This is a genomic window from Aeromonas sp. 600948 (assembly GCF_049174875.1).
Taxonomy (GTDB): Bacteria; Pseudomonadota; Gammaproteobacteria; order Enterobacterales; family Aeromonadaceae; genus Aeromonas; species Aeromonas veronii_A.
In genome coordinates this window covers 1-19,617 of sequence record NZ_JAAKTY010000019.1, presented here as the reverse complement: position 1 = coordinate 19,617, position 19,617 = coordinate 1, and the positions used below count along the sequence as shown (strand labels likewise).

General features: G+C 61.5%; 13 protein-coding genes. 5 read left to right on the top strand and 8 right to left on the bottom strand.

The window, feature by feature from the left end; genetic code table 11:
- Positions 1-146: 146 nt before the first annotated feature.
- The 6 genes from recD to G5182_RS15240 all read right to left on the bottom strand — a co-directional run bounded on the left by recD (position 147) and on the right by G5182_RS15240 (position 10,908).
- Positions 147-2,210 (bottom strand): exodeoxyribonuclease V subunit alpha, encoded by a 2,064-nt coding sequence (gene recD, locus G5182_RS15265; protein ID WP_421254505.1) that lies wholly within the window; start codon positions 2,208-2,210, stop codon positions 147-149.
- Positions 2,207-5,815 (bottom strand): exodeoxyribonuclease V subunit beta, encoded by a 3,609-nt coding sequence (recB, locus tag G5182_RS15260; protein ID WP_421254504.1) that lies wholly within the window; start codon positions 5,813-5,815, stop codon positions 2,207-2,209. The genes recD and recB overlap by 4 nt, the downstream gene beginning before the upstream one ends.
- A complete protein-coding gene (gene recC / locus G5182_RS15255) occupies positions 5,815-9,168 on the bottom strand; it encodes an exodeoxyribonuclease V subunit gamma (RefSeq protein WP_227341570.1) in 3,354 nt (1,117 codons plus the stop codon). The genes recB and recC overlap by 1 nt, the downstream gene beginning before the upstream one ends.
- 258 nt (positions 9,169-9,426) lie before the next feature.
- On the bottom strand, positions 9,427-9,819 hold the full coding sequence (locus tag G5182_RS15250; protein WP_005342720.1) for a DoxX family protein: 393 nt from the start codon (positions 9,817-9,819) through the stop codon (positions 9,427-9,429).
- Positions 9,820-9,858: 39 nt separating this feature from the next.
- Entirely contained in the window at positions 9,859-10,545 is a 687-nt protein-coding gene (locus tag G5182_RS15245; protein ID WP_421254503.1) for a pirin family protein, read from the bottom strand.
- Between the two features lie 30 nt (positions 10,546-10,575).
- A complete protein-coding gene (locus G5182_RS15240) occupies positions 10,576-10,908 on the bottom strand; it encodes a hypothetical protein (RefSeq protein ID WP_013723379.1) in 333 nt (110 codons plus the stop codon).
- Between the two features lie 258 nt (positions 10,909-11,166).
- Here G5182_RS15240 and G5182_RS15235 point away from each other — a divergent pair, with 258 nt between their 5' ends.
- Positions 11,167-12,081 (top strand): LysR family transcriptional regulator, encoded by a 915-nt coding sequence (locus tag G5182_RS15235; RefSeq protein WP_043821788.1) that lies wholly within the window; start codon positions 11,167-11,169, stop codon positions 12,079-12,081.
- Positions 12,082-12,180: 99 nt separating this feature from the next.
- Positions 12,181-12,600, top strand: coding sequence for a hypothetical protein (locus tag G5182_RS15230; RefSeq protein WP_216952673.1), 420 nt, complete (start codon positions 12,181-12,183; stop codon positions 12,598-12,600).
- 162 nt (positions 12,601-12,762) lie between these two features.
- Here the strand turns inward: G5182_RS15230 and G5182_RS15225 are convergent, their stop codons facing one another.
- The gene (locus G5182_RS15225; protein ID WP_005355311.1) at positions 12,763-13,113 is read right to left on the bottom strand and encodes a hypothetical protein; all 351 of its coding nucleotides are present in this window, start codon (positions 13,111-13,113) and stop codon (positions 12,763-12,765) included.
- 199 nt (positions 13,114-13,312) lie between these two features.
- On the opposite strand from G5182_RS15225, the gene G5182_RS15220 reads away from it, so the two are divergent.
- The 3 genes from G5182_RS15220 (at position 13,313) to G5182_RS15210 (ending at position 16,959) form a co-directional block, all read left to right on the top strand.
- Positions 13,313-14,035: a response regulator gene (locus G5182_RS15220; protein WP_005336534.1), complete on the top strand. Its 723-nt coding sequence runs from the start codon at positions 13,313-13,315 to the stop codon at positions 14,033-14,035.
- 33 nt (positions 14,036-14,068) lie between these two features.
- Positions 14,069-15,430, top strand: coding sequence for an ATP-binding protein (locus G5182_RS15215; protein WP_216954487.1), 1,362 nt, complete (start codon positions 14,069-14,071; stop codon positions 15,428-15,430).
- 140 nt (positions 15,431-15,570) lie between these two features.
- The gene (locus G5182_RS15210) at positions 15,571-16,959 is read left to right on the top strand and encodes a diguanylate cyclase domain-containing protein (protein ID WP_421251974.1); all 1,389 of its coding nucleotides are present in this window, start codon (positions 15,571-15,573) and stop codon (positions 16,957-16,959) included.
- Between the two features lie 67 nt (positions 16,960-17,026).
- Here the strand turns inward: G5182_RS15210 and G5182_RS15205 are convergent, their stop codons facing one another.
- On the bottom strand, positions 17,027-18,979 hold the full coding sequence (locus G5182_RS15205; RefSeq protein ID WP_421251975.1) for a ligand-gated channel protein: 1,953 nt from the start codon (positions 18,977-18,979) through the stop codon (positions 17,027-17,029).
- Positions 18,980-19,617 lie beyond the last annotated feature (638 nt).

The window sequence follows — 19,617 nt, the reverse complement described above, 5'->3', positions numbered from 1 at the left end:
AAATTAATTTTTTCCTGTACCAGCACTTTCTACTAATTACAAACCCAATAATAACCATGGGCCGTTGAATTAAAAAGCATTTTCTAGATAAATGTGACTGGATGAAAATATAAAACAGCGATAAATCCCTTTACCGCCGCCATCAATCACTCCCCCAACCTCTCCGCCAATCCGGAATAACGCTCGGTCTTTTTCCGTACCGCTTGTGCCAGCAGGGCGCGATCGCCGTAGAGATCGAGCCGCGCCTTGGCGCGGGTGATGCCGGTATAGACCAGCTCGCGGGTCAGCAGCGGGCTGGGGCTGTCGGGCAGCACCAGCACGGTATGAGCAAACTCGGAGCCCTGGGATTTGTGGATGGTCATGGCGTAGACCGTCTCGTGGGGCGGCAAGCGGCTGGGCAGCAGGGCGCGCAGGGTGCCGTCCGGCTGCTCAAACCATACCTTGAGGCGGCCAGTTTCATCGGGCAGGCAGAGCCCCATATCGCCGTTGTAGAGGCCGACGCCGTGGTCGTTGCGCACCACCATCACCGGGCGACCGGCATACCAGTCGCCATCGCGGGCGATCAGGCCAGCCCGTGACAGGGCCAGTTCGAGCCGCTCGTTTAGCCCCAGCACCCCGAACGGGCCATCGCGCAGGGCGCAGAGGATTTGGAAGCTGTTGAATGCCTTGAACACGGCGGCGGGCGCCTCCCCGGCGCGGGCCGCCTTCAGATAGCTGCCGTAACCGGCCACCCCTTGTGCAATCAGGGCGTCGTAGGCCTCCCCAGCCCAGGGGTGCAAGCTGATATCGGCGAATCCTGCGCCCCAGACTGATTCCACCGCCGTGGCATCGCCGCTGTTGCAGGCGCGTGCCAACTGGCCGATGCCCGAATGCTGATCAAAACGCCAGCTCTTGGCCAGCAAACAGAGGCTGTCGCGCACCGGCGCCCCCGCGGGCGTACCCTGCAAACGGTAGCTGGTCTGGCGGGAGAGCCAATCCGCCTGCTCCGGGCTGATGCCCTGTTCGATAAAGCTGCAGATATCGCCGAGCACGGCACCCGCCTCTACCGAGGCGAGCTGATCCTTGTCGCCGAGCAGGATCAGGCGGGCGTGGCTCGGCAGCGCATCGAGCAGGCGCGCCATCATCGGCAAGTCGACCATGGAGGCCTCATCCACCACCAGCAAGTCGAGGTGCAGCGGGTTGCCCGCGTGGTGGCGGAACTGGCTGCGCCCTGGAATGACCCCGAGCAGCCGGTGCAGGGTGCCCGCTTCGGTGGGGATCGCTTCGACCCACTCGGGGGGCAGATCCAGGGCCAGCAGGGCAGAGCCGATACTCTCGGTGAGGCGCGCCGCCGCCTTGCCGGTGGGGGCCACCAGCCGGATCGCCGGGGCCTTGCCCGCTTGCAGGCCGGTCTCCACCAGAATGGCGAGCAGTTTGGCCACAGTCGTGGTCTTGCCGGTGCCGGGGCCACCGGAGATCACCGCAAAGGGGCGCGCCGCCGCCGTGGCCGCCGCCAGCTTCTGGCCATTGCAGCAGAGCGCCTCGGGCACCAGCGCATCCAGCTTGCTCAAGTCGCTCGCCGCCTGCGCACTGGCGAGCAGCGCCTCGATGGCGGGCCAATCCACTTCATTGGGGAACACCAGATCCAGATACTTCTCGATAAAGTGGCGGGCCGAAAAATCGGGGGCGAGGCGGGCCTTGAGCAGCGCCGCGAACACCAACCCGTAGTCGCGGGCAAACAGCCGCGACAGGGCGGGAGCAATCTCCGGCCATTCGGCGCGCTCGCTCAAAGCGCGCAGATGGCGGGCTACCCCCAGTTCAAAATCGTGGTAACGGGTGAGATAGAGCCGCCCGTGCCACAGCCGCAGCGGCCAGCGCGGGATTAGCCCCTCATCCTGTTCCGTACCCACGAGCGGGCTTGCCGCAAACAGGGCGGGCCAGCGGGCAGGATCCGCCAGATCCCCCAGAAGATCCCGGCTCTGCTGGGGATCCAGCCCGAACGGGCGCAGAGATCCGGCAGCGAGCATCTCCAGCGGCAGACAGACATGGCCACGGCCCAGTTCGAAGCAGGTGAGCGCCGCCCCCAGCACCAGCTCGGGGCTGCCGCCAAGGTCGGCCACCAGCCTGGCAAATTGCAGATCCAGCTGGCGGATGCGGCCAGCCAGCGCCAGTGTTTTCAACCGTTCAACCATCATTGCGCTGGTCGCGGTGCTGATCATGGTGCCGCTCATGCCTCTACCTCGTTAAATGCTTGGGATCCCGCTGCTGGCAGCTCACTGCCTTCGCGAAACAACTTATCCAGCCCCAGCACCAGTTCACGGCTCGGGCGGGTATGGAAAATGCCCCCCTGCGGCATGCCGCGCAGGAACAGATAGAAGACCCCGCCAAAATGCTGCTCGAAGTCGTAGCCCGGCAGGCGCAGGGTAAGCAGCCGGTGCAGCGCCAGCGAGTAGAGCTGGTATTGCAGGTCGTAGCGGTGCTCGGCCATCGCCCGCTCCAGCGCCGGACGGCTGTAATCGGCGGGGCTCATGCCGAGGTGGTTCGATTTATAGTCGAGCAGATACCAGCGCCCCTGCCACTCGAACACCAAGTCGATAAAGCCCTTGAGCATCCCCTGCACGGTGGCAAAGCTGAGCGGCTTGTTGCCCCGCGACAGCGGGTCGTGCTGCTGGCAGAGCGCGGTCAGCGCCGGTGCCGTCACCCGCCCCATGGGCAGGAAGAACTCCAGCTCCACCTGTTTGCGCTCGGGGGCCAGATTCCGCAGCCGCACCGGCTCGCCAAAGCCTGTTTCCAGCGGGGTATCCAGCACCGCCTCCACCTGCTGTTGCAACACGGGGGCCCAGCTCTCGTCGAAGCCGTCCTGCGCCAGCAGGGTGGCAATATGCTCCGCCAACGGCTCGCCCGCGGCGCTTTGAAAGTCGATGGTCTCGAACAGACTGTGCAGCAAGGTGCCGGGGCGCGCCCCTTTCGGGAAGGTAAAGATGGAGGGCTGGGGCGCCTCGTCCGGTTGCTCGGAAGCCAGCGCGGCCGCCTCGGTCACTACCTCGTCATCGAAGCCGGGATTGGCCAGCACGCCTTTGCTGTGACCGTGACCCTGCGCCGCCAGCCCGGAGTAGGAGCTGATCCACCAGTCCCGCTCAAGGGAACCGCTAAAGTGGCGCACCTGCGGCTCGCCCAGCAGCTCCTCTTCTGGCGGCAGCGGGGCTGGACGGGTGAGCGAGGGCTCACCGACGGCCACTCCGGGCAGCGCCTGCGCCAGCTCGGTCAGCGCGGTCGCCAGCGTCTGCGCATCCCCCTCTTCGCCCTTTTGCAGCAGGTAGCCGATGGCGGTGTGGTGCAGGTCGGTCTTCTCCGACTTGCCCGCCCCCGCCCGCACCGGTGCCAGCCCCAGCCAGGTGGCGTAGACGCCCCGGGTCAGGGCCACATAGAGCAGCCGCAAATCTTCGGCAAGGCGCTCTTTGTCCGCTTCGGCCAAGGATCCCTCGGCGCCGGTGAGATCGAGAATGGTGCGATTGCCCGCCTCATCCGCCTCGTGATAGAGCGGGGTCTCGGCGGTTCTGTGGCTGCAGATAAAGGGCAGGAACACCAGCGGATACTCCAGCCCCTTGGATTTGTGGATGGTGACGATTTGCACCAATTTCCGCTCGGATTCGAGGCGCAGTACCTGCTCAGCATCTTGCCCGTTGGGGCGGCTCACCGCCTCCCCCAGCCAGCGCAGCAGGGCATATTCGCCATCCAGCTCGCTGCTCACCTGTTGCAGCAGCTCGCCAAGATGGAGGAAGTTGGTCAGCCGCCGCTCGCCATAGGGGCTCGCCAACAGCGAAGAGGCGAGATTGCGCCGGTGCAGCAGGGCCCGCAGCATGGCCAGCACGCCGCGGCGGTGCCAGATCTTGCGGTACTCCATAAACTCCTGCACCGCGCTCTCCCACGCCCGCTCGTCGCTGGCCAGCCCATCGAGCGCCTTGGCATCGAGATCAAACAGGCCGGTGGCGAGCGCCGCCCGCAGGCTGCGCTCTTCGCTCGGGTTCTGACAGGCGTGCAAAATCAGCAAAATCTCCCGCGCCTCCGTCTGCTCCAGCACGCTTTCGCGATTCGACAGATAGACGGAGGCGATGGCGAGGCGCGCCAGCTCCTGCTGCACCAGCTTGCCCTCGGCGCCGGTGCGCACCAGCACGGCGATATCCCCGGCCTTCACCGCTTTGTCGCCGATGAGCGCCTTGCCCTCGCGGGCCAGCGTCAGCAGGCGGTGGATCTCGGCAGCGGTGGCGCGGGCCATCTTGCTCTGGTAATCCCCCCGATTGAAGGTGGGCTGGCCGGTCAGCTGCCAGCAGTGGAGCACCGGCGCGGTGACACCATCGAGCAGCAGCGCCTTGCTCTTGCCCTGCGCCTCCACCGGCAGGAAGGGGATATCCGCCTCGTAGATAAAGGGATCCTTGGCCCGCTCGAACAGGCCGTTGACCGCCCCCACCAATGCACTGCTGGAACGCCAGTTGCGCCCGAGGGTGTAGTGGGCGCTCACATTTCGCCGCGCCTGAATGTAGGTAAAGATGTCGGCGCCGCGAAAGCCGTAGATGGCCTGCTTGGGGTCACCGATCATCAAGAGCGCCGTGTCTGTGTGGCCGCCGTAGAGCCGATGGAAGATGCGGTACTGCTGAGGGTCGGTATCCTGAAATTCGTCGATCATCGCCACCCGGTAGGTGGCGCGAATGCGCTCGCAGAGCCGCTCGCCAAGGCTGGAGCCGAGCGCCCCGTCGAGATCTTTGAGCAGGTCATCGAACGAGAGCTGATGAGCCTGCCGCTTGCTGGCCTGCATCCGGCTGCGCACCACCTTGGCTGCCCGTTGCAGGATGAGATCCCGAATGCCGGGGCGGCTCGCCAGCAGCTCATCGATTTGGCTGAACAGCGGCAGGGTCGGCACGGCGCCCCCCTTCTTGAGGTTCTCCTCCAGCACCGTCTGGCCGAAACGCTCCAGCTCCTTGGGAATGGCGTAACCACTGCTCTCCTCCTGCGCCCAGTCGGCTATCTTGGCAAGCCACCCTTCGTAGTTCTTGCCGGTGTAGCGGCTGATCTGGCCGTCGGTCTGGCGGCGGATCTCGTCCCCTTGCGCCAGCCATTCGCTCTTCACCGCCGCGATGCGACTCATGGCCGCCTGATGGCGGGCGGCGAGGGTCTCATCCCCCAGCACGGGGTGGATCTCCAGCTCGCTGTTGTCGAGCCAGCTGCCCATCTCCCGCAGCAGGGCCGCGGGGCTTGGCCAGAGCGCGCGCACGGCGCTGGCGAGGGCTTTATCCACCGGATAGAACTCGGATCGCCAGTAGTCGCTCACCGCCTGCAGCCTGAGCTGGCTGTCGTCGGTGAGAAATTCGGTTTCAAAGAGGGCGCCCGACTCGAAGGCGTTCTGTTTCAGCATCCGCTGGCAGAAGCCGTGGATGGTGAAGACCGCCGCCTCGTCCATCTGCCGCTCGGCAGCCAGCAGGCGGCGGGCCGCCAGCTCGTGATCCCCCACCTCTGCCAGCAGTTGGGCCAGCAGGGCATCATTGCTATGGCCGCGCATAAAGGCGAGGCGCGCCTCGTGAATGCGACCGCGGATCCGCCCGCGCAGCTCGGCGGTGGCCGCCTCGGTAAAGGTCACCACCAGAATTTCGGTCACCGAGAGCGGCCGCTCGTGGGCGCTCGGCTGACCGGCATCGGCGCCCTCACCGATCATGGGGCCGTGGCCCAGCAGCAGGCGCAGGTAGAGACCGGCGATGGTGTAGGTCTTGCCGGTACCGGCGGAGGCTTCGATCAGTCGTTCACCATGGAGGGGAAAACGCAATGTATTGAGCGGGTTAGCCATTATTTCAGCTCCTCCAGGGTCTTGAGCAGCGGGGTCAGGTGTTCGCGGGCCAGCGCCTGCAACTGCCCCAGCACCTCGTCATCGAGTTCGGGGAAGCAGCGGGCGACGTAAACGTCTTGCCCCTCCCCGTTGATCATCCAGCCGCCGTTGAAACGGGTGAGAGCCGCCTTGTCGGCCGCCTCCGGCTTGTCGGGATCCTTCTCGATCGCCTTGAGCCAATCCCAGGCGGTGTTGGGGAAGAAGGGCAGCGGCCGCTTCATCCCCTGCGCCCAGCACGCCACCAGCGCCGCCAGCTTGGGGCGCGCCTCATCGGCAGCGAGTACAGGCAGTCGCAGACTCTGTTTGGCATCGAACAGCAGGGTGTCGCCGGGGGCGCCGCTCAATGAGAGGCAGAGGTGCTGGATCCAACCCAGCAGCAGATCCTTGCCGTTGAAGCTGCCGGCTTTGACCACCAGCAAACGCCCCTTCTGGGTGTCGATCCACCCTTGCAGCTGGCCCTGAGTCAGGGAGATATCAATCTCCACCGCCTGTTTTTCTGACTCATTGGCCGCAACCCATGGCCGCAGCCGATCCGCCAGCTTGCCCATCTCGGCATCCAGATCGTCCAGCAGCAGGCTGCCGAACCACCCTTGCGGCAACAGGCCGGTGAGCTGCAACCGCTCGCGGCGCTCGGTACTTTCACCTTCCGCCAGATGGGCATCGAGCAGCAGATCTTTCAGCTGATAATGTTGCAGGCCATCCAGCTCGAACGGCTCGCTGTCCTCGATGTTGGCTTCGTTCAACTCAAACCACACCTTGAGGCGACGGTTGAGGAAATATTTGGTGGGCTGGCGATAGAAGCGCAGCAGCTCCGCCAGCTCCAGCCCCTGCTCCTTGCCCCATTCGGGGGGGAGAGGCAGCTCGCCGCTCTGGAAGTTGGCCGCGCCGCGCACCGGATTGAGGGCGGGCAGCCAGTCGGCGGCATAGGTAAAGAGGCGTGAACCCGCCTCCGGGTAGAAGTAGTTGCGGCTGTAGGGGGTGAGCGGATGTGCCACCATCAGGTGATTGAGCAGCCGCTTGCCGGAGGTTTCGTCGTCGAGATCCTCATCCCCCGCCAGCACAAAGCCCTGCCGCACATAGTCGATCAGCTCCGCCAGCAGCACCGAGGGCACCTTGTCGCTGTTGTCCTGCGCACTGAAGCCCTGATAGCTGATATAGAGCCCCCGCTGGGCACTCAAGAGCGCCTCAAGGAAGAGGTAGCGGTCATCATCGCGGCGGGAGCGATCCCCCCGCCGGCCCGCCACCGCCATCAGATCGAACCCCATGGGAGCCAGGGTGCGCGGGTAGACGCCATCGTTCATGCCGAGCAGGCAGACCTGCTTGAAGGGGATGGAGCGCATCGGCATCAGGGTGCAGAAGTTGACCTGACCGGCGAGGAAGCGCTGGCTGGAGCGGGACTCCCCCAGCACGCTGCCGAGGTAATCCTGCAGCAGATCGGCGGTGATGGGCTGCTCGAAGCAGGCCTCGCCGAGCCGGGTCTGCCACTCGGCCAGCTGACTGCGAATGAGCTGGAGCTGACGCTCCTCATCCTCGTCGGCCAGATAGAAGCGCTCCAGCAGCGCCAGCAGGCAGGCGTTCCAGTCGGCCAGCGGCTGCGCCTGTTGCAGCCGGGGCAAAAACTCGGCCAGCGAGTCGACAAACCAGGCGAGCTTGCCGAGCGCCAGCCCCTGCTGCCCCTCGATATCGGCATAGGGCAGAATGCCCGCCACCGGCTCGCCATCCCCCATGGCAAAGCCGAGCAGCATGCGGCGCAGACCGAACAGCCAGCTGTTGCCGGACATGGGCGGCAGATCGAAACGGACGGGGTAACTGTCGTCCAGCCCCCAGCGGATGCCGGTCTCCTGCACCCAGACCCGCAGTTGGTTGAACTCGTCGTCATCCAGTTCGAAGCGACGCAGCACGGCGGGCACTTCGAGAATGGCGAGCAGCTCCCCTGCCCCGAAACGGGCGTTGGGCAGCCTGAGCAGGGCGAGGAAGCTTTGCAGCAGCGGGCTCTCCTGACTCGCCGCCCGATCCGAGACCGCAAACGGGATCTGGCCGCGCGCGCCAAACACCGCCTGAATATAGGGGCCGTAGCTGTTCACATCCGGCATCATCACCACCACGTCTTTCGGGGTGAGGGTCGGGTCCTGCTCGAAAAGCGCAAGCAGCCGGTCGTGCAGCACCTCGAGTTCGCGCATCGGGCCGTGGCAGGCGTGGATCTGCAAGGATCCATCCGCCGGATCGATGGGGCTCTTGTGATGGCTGCTGTCGAGATCGAACTGACCGGCTCCTCGTTCTGCCAGCTCCAGCACATCCTTCTGGATGGCATGCAGCAGCTTGATATTGCCCTTGCCATCCACCTCGTCGATATCGACGAAGGCCTCGATTTGCGGCACCTCCAGCTCCATCAGCTGATGCAGGTAGTCGCGCCCCAACTTGCCCATGGAGGCGAGCAGCGGGTTGGCGGGGCCTTGCAATGTCTCGATATCGGTACCGGGTTTGAGCTTGTTTTCGAGGCGCGCCAGCGTCTTGCGATCCAGCAGATCCCCCCAGTAGTAGCGGCAGGGGTTGGTGACGAACAGGTGCACCTCCACCTCCGGCCGACTGCCGAGGGCCAGCAGCGCCTCCACATAGCGCGGCGGCAGCGCCGAGATGCCGAACACGAAGACCCGCTGCGGCAGCTTGCCCGGCAGATCGGCGGTACGCTCCAGCTCGTGGATAAACTCCTCGTAGAGGTTGGCGCGGTGGTAACCACTCGGAGAGAGCGCCAGGGTGCGGGCCACCAGCTCACGCCACAGCTCGGGCTGCCAATCCTGACCGCTCACCCCGGCCAGCTCCTGACTCAATCCTTCCCCCTCTTCCCAACGGGCGATCCAGTCCGGCCGGTAGACCAGATACTGGTCAAAGAGATCCGCAACCTTCTGGCAGAGCTGCCACAGCCGCACCTGCTCGGGATCCTTGGCGGGATCCTCGTCCTCTCCACCACCCAGATAGGCGGCAAGCGGGGCAAAGGCGGGGCGATCCAGCAAGGCAGGCAGAATGGTCATCAGCTGCCAGCTCATGGATCCCTTGTTGTAGGGACTCTGGCGCGGCACATCCGCCAGCACCCGGGTGAACATCTCCCAGATAAAGCTGGCGGGCAGCGGAAAGTCGATATTGGCGGCGATGCCGAAAGCCTTGGCCAGCTCCAGCTTGAGCCACTGGGCCATGCCCGGACTCTGCACCAGGATCTGCTCCCGATCGAAGGGGTGAGAGAGAGGGGCCTGCCGGATGCGGCTCACCAGCAGCTCCTTGAGCAGATCCAGCTGATTGGAGTGGTAGAGGGTAAACATGAGCAATTCCCGCCTGTGGATGAGAGGGGGCGAGGGAAAAGGCGAGCCATTTCCGTCACTTCACAAGAGAGGGAATTGTCGGGGATCGGGGGATAAGATGCAAAAGGCACTTGTGGCCAGCAGGCGGGTAAACCGCTGAATCATGAGGGGCGCCGCAGATTTGTGCCGTCACCTCACCTACCCGGAAAACGCAGACAGAAAAAAGCCGGTGCAGTTGCACCGGCCAAAAGGCATTGGAAAACTTGACTCTTCAGGGCATTACCAGTTTTTGCCGAGACGGGCATCCAGACTGAAAGCCCCTGCTCCGGCCGCCGCCAGGGCCAGGAAACCACCGGCTACTGAGACGTTCTTCATAAACATCAGCATCTGCATCTGTTCGGCAGGCTGATAATGGAAAATAAAGGCAGCCATCAGGGTGAAACCGGCCAGCAGCACGGAGAGGCTGCGGGTAAAGAGACCGAGCACGACGGCAAGGCCACCACCCAGCTCAAGCAGGATCACCAGCGGCAACATAAAGCCCGGCACGCCCATCGCTTCCATATAGCCCTGAGTACCGGCATAGCCGCCGATCTTGCTCCAGCCCGCCATTACGAACATCAGCGCCAGCAGTACACGACCCGCCAGCAGCGCTACATCTTTCATCTTGTCCATTTCATCTTCCTCGTTTGTGTCACATCACCGCTGACTGCTTCAGGGTAGGTCAAATAACAGAGCTTGGCTGGCACTGGTCGCAACCAGCTCCCACCGGTATTCATCACGACTGAGTACCCCGTCGCCGGGTCGGGCAACCAGACCGTTGGCGGCAAGCGTACCTGAAATCATCTGCAGGTAACCGTGTCGGCCAGCCAGTGCCCATTCGAGCGTCTCGCCCGGGGCCAGTTCCAGCCGCCATACGCGGGCCTGTTGGCGGATCCGCAGCGATCCCGCCTCGCCATCCGGTGACGCTACCAGCGTCATGCCCGGTCTGGACTCGATCTTCTTCTGCTGATACCCGGGTGGCGTGCCGAACTCGTTCGGCTCGATCCAGATCTGCAACAGGGAGAGGGGTTCCGTCTGCGAGGGGTTGTACTCGCTGTGGCGGATCCCGCTGCCTGCGCTCATCAGCTGGAAATCCCCTGCCGGGATCTGCTCGGCATGGCCGAGGCTGTCCTTGTGCTCTATGGTGCCTTGCAGCACGCAGGTGAGGATCTCCATATTGGCGTGAGGGTGGGTGGCGAATCCGCCACCCGGCGCAACCAGATCCTGATTGATCACCCGCAGTACCGAGTGCCCCATCCACTCCGGGTCATAATAGTGACCGAAGGAGAAACTGTGGCGCGCGTCCAGCCAGCCAAAGTTGGCCTTGCCCCGCGCTTCTGCGGCTCTCAATTGCATCATGGTCTGCTCCTCACCTACCGGGACGGTTGATTAACGCTGTTTGCCGCTACCGATACCGAATGGAATACGGTATTCGCTGCTCTGGTCAGCCAGGCTGACGGTCAGGTTGCCCTGGGTACGGCTCGGGATCCGCACCTGCTGGGTGCCAGTCAGGTTGGCGTGGACTGATGCCAGCAGATCGCCAGACTCGTCACGCACTTCCAGCATAGGATTGGCTTTGCCATCCATTGCGGCAGTGGCGTTCCAGTTCACAAACAGCACGCCGGGCATGGCATTGAAGTCAGCCGGTACGGAAGCTTGGGCGAAACCAGTGGTCATCAGGCCTGCAACGGCCAGCATCTTGATTACGTTTTTCATGTTCATTCACTCTCTTGTTTTATATGTCATTGCCAAGGCCTTTTCGGCCAGAATCAATGCATCCATGCAAGAGGTTATTCAAATAGTGTGTTGTTCTTTCACCGACGTCAGACAGACCGATTTGGTGTGTCACAGTGCGGAACTACCCGCATATTTGGCCGCTCGACGTTCCTGCCTAAGCGTTGATTGAATATTAAAGTGACATGACCTAACTTGTTAGCGAGATAAACTGGCAAACATATTCAAAAAAATTGAAGGTGAGGAATGGCCAAGGAATCGAACAAGGAGCGGGCGCTGACCCTGGAGGCAATCCGGGTGCTGGATGCCATCGACCGCCGCGGTAGCTTTGCGGCGGCGGCCGACGAGCTGGGCAAGGTGCCCTCGGCATTGAGCTATACGGTGCAGAAGCTGGAAGACGAACTGGATGCCATGCTGTTTGACCGCAGCGGCCACCGCACCAAGTTCACCCCGGCGGGACGCATGCTGCTGGAGCGCGGCCGGGTGTTGCTGGAGGCAGCCGAACATCTGGTAGGCGAGACCCGGGCGTTGGCCCGTGGCTGGGAGACCGACATCACAGTCGCCGTCGATGCGCTGGTCCCGGTGCAGGCCCTCTACCCCTTGGTGGAGAAGCTGGCCGAACAGACCGATACCCGACTGCGGCTGCGGGCCGAGGTGCTGGCGGGTAGCTGGGAGTGTCTGGAAGATGGTCGCGCCGACCTGCTTATCTCCTCCATCAACCCGGACATCATGATGACCGGCATCAAGCATCAGGTGATCAAGGACGAGGTGATGCTCTACGTCGCCCATCCCGATCACCCGCTGCATCAGGAGCCCGAACCCTTGGCCGACGAGACCCTGCGCCGCTACCGCGCCATCGCGGTGGCCGACACAGCCCTGCGCAAACCGGTTCTCACCTACCGCCTGCTGGACAAGCAGCCGCGCCTCACTGTCAGCACCATGACGGAGAAACGGGATGCCCTGCTGGCAGGGATCGGCGTCGGCACCATGCCACAGAGCTGGATTGAGGAAGACATCCGGGCCGGTCGGCTCAAGGTGATCAGCCCCGAATATCGCCATCAATTGCAGGTGGTGCTGGCCTGGCGGCGAGACACCATGGGCAAGGCCAAAAGCTGGCTGGTGCGGGAGATACCAAAACTATTTGCAACTGGTGAGAAATGAGATCCAGTTAACAGAAATGTTAATTGCATGCCTCACTTGACGCCCAATATCTTTGCTGATTTCATAGCCGCCTCATTGAACCCATGGAAGCTGTAGAAAATGAAAAAGAGTTTGCTGGTTGCCCTCACCACCCTGCCCCTGTTTGCCAATGCCGGCCTGATGGACTCGCTGACCGACAGCGTCACCAGCAGCGTCAAGGATGCGGCCAGCACTGCCGTATCCGGTGCCATGGACAGCGCATCCAACGAAGCCATCAAAAAGGCACTGGATATCAAGGAAGGCGGCTCCAACAAGCAGGCAGTCAAAGATAAGCTGGGCTCTCCTGCCACCACCAAGACTGAATCCGGTCTGGAAGTGTGGACCTATGATCTGGATGCCCTGAACAAGGCCTCTCCGCTGCTGGCAGAAACCACCAAAACCCTGCTGAAAGATACCGACGCCGCCAAGAAAAACGTGGTCATCAAGTTCGAAGGCGAAACCGTCAAGAAAGTAGACCTGACCGACAAGGCTCAGGGCTAAGTTCGCTCGTCCGGTGAAGTCGGTTGCACAGATAGCAAGAGGGGGAGCACAGGCTCCCCTCTTTTATTGGCAACCTCCAGCGTTTAACCAATCTGCTACTCAACGTAGTAAACACAAAAAGGGTGGCCTCGGCCACCCTTGGGTTGATAACAGCTGGCGCTGTTACTGGTTCGCTTCGGCGAACTGCTTCATCGCTTCGGCGTGCTTGGTCATACCGGCGGCACGCTCGTTGAGCTTCTTGATAAACTCCGCCTTCTTGGCCGGATCTTCAATGCGGTCATAACGTTGCTGCAGGTTGGCCTGGATCTGCTCCGGGGTCATGTTCTGCATGCGGGCCATCTTGTCGTGGCGACCACCGTGGTGTTTGCCACCCATCATGCCACCACCGTCCATCGGGCAATCCACCATGGCACCGGGCTGGCCGGTGGGGGCCGCTTCACTGGCAGCATAGGCACCCAGCGGCAGGCCAAGGATCAGGGTGGCGGTCAGCAGGGTTTTGGTCAGCTTTTTCATGGTCTATCTCCTGTAGGGATGATTCTGGTTCGGCGCTCTTGCCTTGCCCTCAAGTAAACACCCTATCGGTGTCTGAACTTTGCCAGCATCGCCCTTTTTTGTAGCAGAGTGTGGCATCGTGCGGATCTGGCACACTTTGACACAAACCGCCGTCCGGATTTTCGTATACTCGGGCCAACGCCAAGAAGGGGAGGTATTCATGAACCAGGGCAACACCCACATTCTGGTGGTCGACGACCACAGCGAGATCCGCGATCTCTTGAAACGCTTTCTGGAACAGCACGGCCTGCGGGTCAGCTGCGCCCGGGATGGCAAGGAGATGAAGCGACTGCTGGAGGAGCGGGAGTTCGACCTGCTGGTGCTGGATCTGATGATGCCGGGTGAAGATGGTCTGACCCTCTGCCGCGAGCTGCGGGTCAAATCGAACCTGCCCATCATCATGCTCACTGCCATGGGGGAAGAGACCGACCGCATCATCGGATTGGAGATGGGGGCCGATGACTATCTGGCCAAGCCCTTCAACCCGCGCGAGCTGCTGGCGCGCATCAAGGCGGTGATGCGCCGCACCCAGGCCGAGACCCAGCCTGCCGCCGAGACCCTGACCCGGGATCTGCGCTTCGATCGCTGGCTGCTCGACGTCAATCGTCGGGAGCTGGTCGATGAGGATGGGGTGGGCCTGAGCCTCTCCACCGCCGAATTCGATCTGCTCAAGGTGTTTCTCGAACGCCCGCAACGGGTGCTGAGCCGGGATCAACTGCTGGATCTGGCCCGTGGCCGCGAGGCGGTGGCCTTCGATCGCGCCATCGATACTCTGGTGAGTCGACTGCGCCGCAAGCTGGAGCGGGATCCCAAGAATCCGGAGCTGATCAAGACCATCTGGGGTGGCGGCTATATGTTCTCCGCCGACGTGACGCAGGTTTAAACTGTGGGCACCTTGCGACGACTGTGGGCACGGATGTGGCCCAAGGGGCTGACAGGCCAGATCATTCTGGTGGCGCTGGCAGGGCTGATCCTGATCCAGCTGCTCAGCATCCAGATCTACCGCTCGGATCGGGAGGAGGCGCTCGGCTTCGTCAACAGCCGCAACGCCATGCAGCGGATCATCTCTGTGGTCAGGCTGCTCTCTCTATCACCCCCATCTCTCTATGACGAGATCCTCAAGGCGAGCCGCAGCGAAACCCTGCTGCTGCGCCTCTCAGACGAACCACTGCAACCGGATAATCGCAGCCCCCGCTTCGAGCAGTTGGTGCGCTCTCGGCTCGGCTACCCGCAGGGTCTCACCATAGAGATCAGCGCCGAGCTGAAAGAGGATGCCCAGCGCAGCAAAGCCTGGGAGCATCACGCCCGCATGATGCGGGATCGCAAGGGGCCGCCCCCGCCACGAGATATGCGGCTCTATGGCTCCATCGAACTGCCCCAGGGGGGCTGGCTGCAGTTCAGCTCGCTGGTCGACAAGGAGGCGGGCAGCTGGTCGTGGCAGACCACCCTCAACCTGATGCTGGTCGCCAGTCTGGTGATCGGGCTGATGGTGCTGCTGTTTCGCCGTGCCACCCGCCCGCTCAAGCAGCTGGCAGGCAATGCGGAGCGGCTCGGGCGGGGCGAGGATATCGAACCCTTGAAAGAGGAGGGGCCGACCGAGATCCGCGAATCGATTCAGGCCTTCAACCGGATGCACACCCGGCTCGACCGCTTCGTGCAGGACAGAACCCGGATGCTGGCGGCCATCTCCCACGACCTGCGCACCCCCATCACCAGCCTGCGGCTACGCACCGAGTTTCTGGCCGATGGCGAGGACAAGGAGCGCATCCAGCAGACCCTGCAGCAGATGGAGCAGATGCTGGCGGCCACCCTCAGCTTTGCCCGCGAGGAGGGGCAGCAGGAGGCCACCCGCGAGCTGGATCTGGTCAGCCTGCTGGTCAGCCTGTGCGATGACTATGCCGATACCGGCCAGCCGGTCACCTGTCTGGCGGAGGGCAAAGAGGTCTACGCCTGCCGGGCCAACACCCTGCGCCGGGTGCTGCAGAACCTGATCGGCAACGCCATCAAATATGCCGGCAGCGCCGAAGTGTCGCTGGAGCGACGCAAGGAGGAGCTGTTGATCCGGGTCTGCGACAACGGGCCAGGGATCGATCCTGCGCGGCTGGAAGATGTGTTCAAACCCTTCGTACGGCTAGACGAAGCGCGCAACACCGAGTCCGGCAGCGTGGGGCTCGGGCTCTCCATTGCCCGCACCCTGGTCCATCAGCACGGCGGCGAACTGACCCTGCTCAATCGGCCACAAGGTGGGCTGGAGGCGCGGATCAGCCTGCCGCTGTAAGTAGTCACTCTATCCGCCGACCTTGTCATGGCGCCGTTTACATCATGCAAACTTCATCATTTGAGCGCTTGTTCTTCGATCAGAAAGGTGGTGATAATCGGTGACCACGGGACGGTATACGGCAACGGATTGGAGCAAGGATGGCCTCTTCCAGGACAGGAGTCATAGTCAGTATCGGATGGGGGCTCCTGCTGCTCGCCCTTGCCCTGCCTGCCTGGGCCAAAGCCCCGGAAGAGCCGATCATCATTACCAACTCCAAAGCCTGGCAGCCCTTCTCCTATATCAATGAGTCGGGCCAGCCGGATGGCCTGCTGATCGATTTGTGGCGTGAATATGCCCGGGTGACCGGCCAGAAGATCGAGTTCAGGCTGGTCGACTGGCAGGGCTCCCTCGACCTGCTCCATGAGGGGAAAGCGGATGTTCACGCCGGACTGCTCTGGTCACCGGAGCGGGACAAACTGTTCGACTATGGCCGGCCTCTCGCCCAGCTCGACTCCCAACTCTTCTTCTCGAGCGAATTGCGCGGCACCGATGTCCACTACTACCTGCTCCATGAAACGGTCGGTGTGGTAGCCGGTGGCTACGAGGAGTATTACGCCAGACGCTACTTCCCCGGCACCAGACTGCAAACCTTCAATGACAATGACACCCTGCTGGCTGCGGCCTTCAAGGGTGAAGTGAAGGCCTTTATCGCCGATCTGCAGGTCGCCAACTTCTACATCTATACCTCGGACGATCCCACCCGCTTTATTCCGGTTCGCCACCTCTATACCGACCAGATCCGCTTTGCAGTGAAAAAGGGCGACCTTGCCCTGTTAAACCGGTTGGAAGAGGGGTTCGCCAAGCTCAAAGAGAGCGATCGGGAGCGGATCATCCGCAAATGGATGCATGTCGAAACCGTCTACCCCATCCATCTCGGCCCCTGGCTGCTGTTGGCCGGAGTGTTAATCATGGTGGCCTACATAGTGCAACTGCGCCGCGCTGTTGCCAGCCGTACCACCGAGTTGAGCCGCGCCAACGCCAGACTGGAGAAGCAGGCCAGTACCGACCCCCTGACCGGCCTGCTCAACCGACGGGCATTCATGCCTGCCATGGAGCAACGACTGGCAAGCGGGGAGCCCTGTGCTCTACTGCTGTTCGATGTGGATCACTTCAAGGAGACCAATGACCGCTTTGGTCATGGCATCGGGGATCTGTTGCTGGAAAAGCTGGCCACGACTGTGACGAACCTGTTACCCGAAGAGGCTCTGCTGGCTCGCATCGGCGGCGAGGAGTTTTGCCTGCTGCTGCCGTTGGCCACGCTGGCAGAGACAGAGCAGTGGGCCAAACGCCTCTGTCAGGAGTGCAATCAACAAACCCTGTACACCAACAATAGTGCAGTGACACTATCCATCAGCACAGGTGCAGTCTGGGTAGCAGCAAACAGAGAAGCAGATGCTGACCAGCTATTGCGGCAGGCTGACGCCCTCATGTATCAGGCCAAGGGACTGGGGCGCAATACCTGGCAAGCCGCCGCCTATCAGGCATAGTCCCCTGACGAACACGCAATAAAAACGGCCGCCATCGGAAGATGGCGGCCGCATGACAGGTTCCCTATCAGAAGTTGTAAGTCACGCCCAGGTTGTAGCGGCGACCATCCAGCACAGTGCCATAGCTGCTGTAATCCACTGTCTTGTCGAACAGGTTGTAGACCCCGGCAGTCAGATCCAGATGCTTGTTGGCCTTGTAGACCAGGCCCATGTCAAAGAAGGTGTAGGAAGGAGTCCCTTCCGCCATCTTGACCCGGCTCAGGTACTCGGAGGTCTCGCCACGGAAGTTGACCCGTGACCAGAGGCTGAGATCCTCGGTGGTTTGCCAGTCAACACTGCCGTTGAACATGTGACGGGGCATCTGGTTGAGGGCATGACCCGCCAGTGGACCACTCTTCTGCTCGGACTGGGTAAAGGTGTAGCTGGAGCTGACCGACCAATCCTCGTTGATAGCCCAATCCATCATCCCCTCGACCCCGCGCATGTTCGCCTTGTCGACGTTGACCCGATCACTGATGAAGTCATAACTGTACCCATTGAGGGTACAGGCGGGATCGCTCTTGCTGGTGCAGCGACGCACTTCGGAGATCTTGTTCTTGAAGTCGGTGTTGAACAGGGTAACCCCGGCGTTGAAACCCTGATGACCGTTCCACAGCAGACCGATCTCTTCACTCACGCTAGTCTCGGGTTTGAGGTCCGGGTTACCGACAAGCATACCATCCAGGCTGCCACCACCGGTGACCTGACCCCAGTTGGCCGCTGACATCCGCAAGTCAGGAGAGCGGTAACCGGTCGAGACGCCTCCTTTCAAGGTCCAACTGTCATCCAGATGCCAAACTCCGTAGAGGCGAGGGCTCCAGTGAGAACCGTAGTTCTGATCCCGATCCATGCGTGCGCCACCGGTCAGGGCAAAGCTGTCAGTGAGTGACCACTCATCTTCGACAAACATCGCCCAGCTCCAGCGGGTCAGCTGCTCGGCAGGGTTGGCCACTTTCAGGGTATTACCCTGATCGTGCAGATCCTCATAGCGATACTGACCACCGACGCTCAAGTAGTGATCCCCCAGAATAAACTGGGTATGGGTATCGGCGATGGTGTTGGTGAGCTCCATCTTGCGGCCGGGGTTGGTGTTGGTTTCCTGCTGCAGATAGCTGCTGGAGGAGCCGAAATCATACTGACCATCATGGGTCAGCGCATAGTTGGTGCGCTCGTATCGGTTAAGGCTATCTTTCGCCTTGGCAGCCAGCGAATTGCCGGCCGTGCGATCCCGATCCTGCAGACTGCGACTGGCTTCCAGATCGAAGCGGTTATGGTCATCAGGCTTGAAGCTGAGCACCGCCGTGCCACTGCGAGTCTCCTGCTCGGCAAAACCCTGGATAAATTTGTCTTCACCACGATGGGCGAGCTGACCATTGAAACGCAGCCCCAACACGCCATCGATCAGTGAACCTGCGGTATAGGCATCGGTCTGGAAGCTGTTGCCAGCATCCTTGTTCTCCTGGAAGGTAGAATCAGCATGAACCGAGCCCTGCCAGGCCAGACCGGTGGTCTTGCGGGTAATCACGTTAATCACGCCCCCCATGGCATCGGAACCATAACGGGATGACATGGGGCCACGGACGACCTCAATGCGCTCAATCGCCTGCAGTGGCGGCAGCCAGCCCTGTTCGATACCCGGACCATCGCTGTTCGGGCGAGTGCCACGGCTATCCACCTTCTTGCCATCAACAAGCATCAGAGTGTATTTCGACCCCATACCGCGAATGCTGATATCACTGCTGCTGCCACCGCCAGTCACCACAACACCGGGAACATCCTTCAGGGCATCGGTCACATCGCGATATGCCCGTTTCTCCAGCTGCTCACGGGTAATCACGGAGATGGAGGCGGCAGAATCTTCAATCTTCTGCTGGAAGCCGGAAGCGGTGACGACCATCACCTCTTGTTCGGCAGCATAGGCCTGGGTCGCAAGAAGGGAGCAGATCAACAAGGCAAGCTTGTTCGGTTTCACTGTTGTCATGTTTTAGCCTGAACATTTTTAGTAGGAAGGTGACGTATTCCCTTACTTCACTCATTACAACGCCCTGGCATCCGGCCAGACGCAGCATTAGAAAAGGCTCATTTGAAAAGCACTTTATTAATCAGCCCGCATTGTAACGACCCCGACCCGATCATTCAAACAATAATCATTATCATTTGTATTGCATGGCATTCCTGCTGAAAAACAGCTCATTCTTGATAAGAGACTGCTTTAATGGAATAAATCCATAAGTAAAAAAGGGGATTATACAAACAAGTGGAAGCGATGACGTACCGTTGCAAGATGGCCTGGTTTAATCCTCAAGCTCTATCAGCTCGCAGCGGAACAATATGGCCAAGATGGGATGTGTTGCGATACAGAGGTGGAAACAGGAGCAAGAACACCAATAGGGGAAGGTATTGCCATCGTGGCGGGATATCGGCAGCTCACCAGCAGGCTAAAAAAACATCAAAGCCCAGTCGTAAGACCGGTCATGAAGCCGAGCTTTGGTATTTGTTCTGGTATGCAAACCTGTGGGTCACTTGATAAAAACGCCCATAACAAAAAGGCCTTCCCATCTGGGAAGGCCTTCAAATTAGTGGCGGAGCGGACGGGACTCGAACCCGCGACCCCCGGCG